Source organism: Streptomyces sp. NPDC057654 (assembly GCF_042800135.1).
Taxonomy (GTDB): Bacteria; Actinomycetota; Actinomycetes; order Streptomycetales; family Streptomycetaceae; genus Streptomyces.
Map to the genome: position 1 here is coordinate 1 of NZ_JBHVHQ010000781.1, position 4,105 is coordinate 4,105.

The 4,105-nt window shown below is 74.1% G+C and carries 3 protein-coding genes and 1 pseudogene; 3 read left to right on the plus strand and 1 reads right to left on the minus strand.

Annotation, left to right across the window (positions count from 1 at the left end):
* The 3 genes from ACFU99_RS35720 to ACFU99_RS35730 all read left to right on the plus strand — a co-directional run.
* Window positions 1-321, plus strand: a 321-nt coding sequence (locus ACFU99_RS35720) for an NUDIX domain-containing protein (RefSeq protein ID WP_384400398.1), incomplete at its 5' end; no start/stop codon positions are given.
* A 220-nt stretch (window positions 322-541) separates the two neighbouring features.
* Window positions 542-973: an ATP-binding protein gene (locus ACFU99_RS35725; RefSeq protein ID WP_384400401.1), complete on the plus strand. Its 432-nt coding sequence runs from the start codon at window positions 542-544 to the stop codon at window positions 971-973.
* 133 nt (window positions 974-1,106) lie between these two features.
* The gene (locus ACFU99_RS35730) at window positions 1,107-3,698 is read left to right on the plus strand and encodes a SpoIIE family protein phosphatase (protein WP_384400404.1); all 2,592 of its coding nucleotides are present in this window, start codon (window positions 1,107-1,109) and stop codon (window positions 3,696-3,698) included.
* Window positions 3,699-3,728: 30 nt separating this feature from the next.
* Here the strand turns inward: ACFU99_RS35730 and ACFU99_RS35735 are convergent.
* Window positions 3,729-4,105: pseudogene (locus ACFU99_RS35735) on the minus strand (TPM domain-containing protein); the annotation flags it as partial.

Sequence of the window (4,105 nt, forward strand, 5' to 3'; positions counted from 1 at the left end):
GGGCGCTGGGAGCTGCCCGGCGGGAAGGTCGAGCCCGGCGAGACGCCCGAGCGGGCGCTCGTACGCGAACTCCGCGAGGAACTGGGCGTGGAGGTCGAGCCGCTGGAGCGGATTCCCGGCGAGTGGCCGCTGCGCCCGCCGTACGTGCTCCACGTCTGGACGGCCAAGCTCCTCGCGGGGGAGCCGCGCCCGCTCCAGGACCACGACGAACTCCGCTGGCTCGGCCCCGCCGAGGTCCATGACGTCCCCTGGCTCGACCAGGACCGGCCCGCCGTCGCGGAGGCCCTCCGGCGGCTCGACGGGCGGCATGAGCAGCGATGACCCTGGTTTGGGCGACGCCCCGTCAGGTGCTTCCGCCCGATGACCCGTCCGCGTCTCTTCGCGGAGCGCCTCGCGGTGCGGAACCCCGCCGATACGCCAATCGTGCCACCGAGTTCCGGCACTTCCGTTGCAGAAGGTAGCAATCGCCGCATACCGGGTATGTGCTGATTAACTTCCCCGAAGTCGGGCAAACCGGCGGGGCCTGCGAGAGGTCTGGGACGTGGTCGGCGTGAGCGAGAGCGCAGTGCCCCTGGCGTGGACGCCCGGGTTCGCGGAGTGGAGCTTCCCCGCCGAGGCCGGTGCCGTGCGCACCGCGCGCACCCTGGTGCGCGACACCCTCGCCGAGTGGGGGCTGGAGTCGGTCGGCGATGTCACGGTCCTGCTGGTGAGCGAGCTGGTCACCAACTCCCTGCGGCACGCCAGCGGGCCCATCGGCGTCCGTATGTACTCCCGCCGCCCCCGCCCGGACGACGCCATCCTCCTCGTCGAGGTCTCCGATCCGCTGCCCGATCCGCCGCGCGAGCGCGTCGCCCGGCCGGAGGACGAGGGCGGGCGCGGACTTCAATTGGTGGCATGCGCTTCGCGTCGCTGGGGAACCCGGCGGGGGAAGACCGGGAAAACCGTGTGGTTCGAGCTGACCTTGCCTGGTTAGGAGTCCTACGGCGCGGGTTGAGATCGTGCTGTGATCGTGAAGGCCGTGTTCCGGATGGCCGCGGTGCTGGATACTCGGCCTTCTGATGCCGGTGCGAGCACGAGAGGCCGGAGGGGACGGGCACGTGAGCGAAATGCCAGCGGGATCCACGGGTACGCCGCAGGGAACAGACGCCGCGGTGTTGTGGCAGAGCAGCCTTCCGGGCTCGCTCTACGACTACATCCGGGTCGCCTCGTTCTCGCTAGGAGCGGACGGCCGGATCGAGCAGTGGAGCGAGCGGGCGGCCGAGCTGTTCGGCGTGCCGGCACGGGACGCCGTGGGCAAGGACCCGGGGGAGGTCTTCGTGCTCAGCGAGCCGCCGGACCCCTCCGGGGAGGAGGGCGCGGCGGCCCCATCCCCCCTCCCCGGCTTCCTCGGCGAGCGCGGCCTCGACGGGCACGAGCGGATCGCCCTCGTCCCCTACCGCGCCGCCGACGGGCAGACCGGCCTCGCCGAGATCTTCCTGATGCCCACCGAGAACGCGAGCGGCGAACGCGCCGCGCTCTGCGTCGTCGTCGACGTGCGGGCCCTGCGCGGCATCGAGACCGACCTCGCCGCCTCGCAGGCCGTTTTCGGACAATCTCCCCTCGGATTCGTCTTCTTCGGCACCGATCTCACCCTGGTGCGCGTCAACGAATCCTTCGCGCAGGCTTTCGGCCGCCCCGTCGAGTGGCACCGCGGCCGCACCCCGCACGACTTCCTGCCGCGCGCCGAGGCCGACCGGCTCACCGCCGCGCTGCGCCAAGTCCTCGACACCGGGAAGCCGGTGTCCGACCTCCAGCTCGTCGGCGCGGTGCCCGGCCGTACGGAGCGCCGCCGCTGGTCCGTGTCCCTGTACCGGCTGCACAGCGGCAGCGGGCGGCCGATCGGGGTGGCGGCGCTCGCCAGCGACGTGACCGGCCGCCGCCGCGCCGAGCGCGAGGCCGCGGGCGTACGGCGCAATCTCGCGCTCCTCAACGAGGCCGGCGCGCGGATAGGCAACTCACTCGACCTGGAGACCACCGCCCGCGAGCTCCTCGACGTCGCCGTGCCGCAGTTCTGCGACCTGGCCACCGTCGACCTCTATCAGGGGCTGCTCGTCGGCGACGAGGCGCCGCCGGGGCTCGCCGACGGGAGCGCCGAGCTGCGCCGCGTCGCCTTCGCCAGCGCCGTCTCCGGCGCGCCGATCGGGTCCGACGACGGGGAGACGAAGCCCATCCAGGTGGGGGAGGTGCATCGTTTCCCCTTCCACTCGCCTTGTGCGGGAGCGCTGCGCACCGCACACCCCAAGGTGGTGCCCGGCCGGGACGCCGACGACAGCCCCGAGCTGGGCGCGGTGGTCCAGTCGACGCTGATCGTGCCGATGGTGGCGCGGGACACCGTCGTCGGGCTCGCGCAGTTCGCCCGTACGAAGGGCAGCGAGCCGTTCGGCGAGCGGGACACCGCGCTCGCGGTGGAGCTCGCGGCGCGCGCCGCCGTCTGCATGGACAACGCCCGGCTCTACCGCCGCGAGCACGAGCGCGCGCTGATCCTCCAGCGCAGCCTGCTGCCGCCCGGCGACCCGGAGGCCGCCGGCATCGAGATCGCCTGCCGCTATCTGCCGGGCAACACCGCCACCGAGGTCGGCGGCGACTGGTTCGACGTCATAGAGCTGCCCGGCCACCGGACGGCCATCGTCGTCGGCGACGTCATGGGCCGCGGCCTGCGCGCCGCCGTCGCCATGGGCGAACTGCGGACGGCCGTACGGACGCTGGCGCTGCTCGACCTGGAGCCCGCCGAGGTGCTCTCCGCGCTCGACGAGGTCGCGCACGGCCTCGGCACGCCCGGCGGCAAGCAGTCCTCGTCGCGTTCGGCGCGCGGCAGCGGCAAGGACGCCGACCTCTCCGAGGTGTACCTGGCGACCTGCGTCTACGCCGTGTACGACCCGGTGACGCGGCGGGCCACGTTCGCCAACGCCGGGCACCTGCCGCCCGTGCTCGTCGAACCGGGCGAACCGGCCCTGCTGCTGGACGTACCGCCGGGCATGCCGCTCGGCGTCGGCGGCGAGCCGTTCGAGGAGACCGAGGTCGACCTGCCGGACGGCGCGCTGCTGGCGCTCTACACCGACGGCCTCGTCGAGTCCCGCGACCAGTCGCTCGACGACGGCCTGCGAGCCTTCCGGGAGGCGCTCACGGACCCCTCGCCCGCGCTGGAGGACGTCTGCGACCACGTGCTCGGCGCGCTCGACACCCACCATGGCGAGGACGACATCGCGCTGCTCATGGCGCGGGTGCAGGGGCTGCCCACCGAGTCGGTGGGGGACTGGCATCTGCCGCCGGAGCCGCGCTCGGTGGCCCGCGCCCGTGAGCTGGCGCGCGAGAAGCTGACGGCCTGGGGCCTGGAGAATCTCGTCGACACGGCGGAGCTGCTGGTCAGCGAGTTGGTGACGAACGCCCTGCGGTACGGGGAGGGCGAGATACGGCTCCGGCTGCTGCTGGACCGCACCCTGGTCTGCGAGGTCTGGGACGGCGGGCTCGTCCAGCCGCGGCGGCGCCGGGCCCGCGACACCGACGAGGGCGGCCGCGGCCTCCAGCTCGTCGGCCTGCTCAGCGCGGCCTGGGGCAGCCGCCGCACTCCGCACGGCAAGACGGTCTGGTTCGAACTCGCCCTCCCGGACGGCGACTCCGCGGGCGTGGACGCGGTGGAGGCGCTGCTCAGCCTGTACTGACGGCTGCACTGACGGGCGCGGCGGAGCACCTCACTCCGCCAGCCGGCCCCGAGTGCCCCCGCCGCCGAACGTGGCGGGCAGCAGGCCGCCGAGGATGATGCCGCCCAGCATCGCCCCGCCGATCGCCCCGGCGGGGTGCGGGGCCTGCGGCGCGTACGGACCGGCGTGCGCGCTCTGGTCCGCGTAGCTCCGCACGTCCCGCTCGGCCAGCTCGCGCGCCTGCCGGGCCAGCGCGTCCGCCAGCCGCGCCTCCGGCAGCAGCCGGGCGTCGGCCGCGTCGTCCGTGGCATCGGCGGCCTCCTCCGCCCGCATCAGATGGCGCTCGGCCTCCGCCAGGCGGGTACGGGCCCGGCTGCCGATCGCCCCCCGGTGCGTGCACACGAAGTCCCGCGCGGCAGCCACATCGC

What these genes read in the sequence shown, in the direction of transcription:
- ACFU99_RS35730 (WP_384400404.1), top strand. Translation starts at nt 1,107, where the DNA reads ATGCCAGCGGGATCCACGGGTACGCCGCAGGGAACAGACGCCGCGGTG.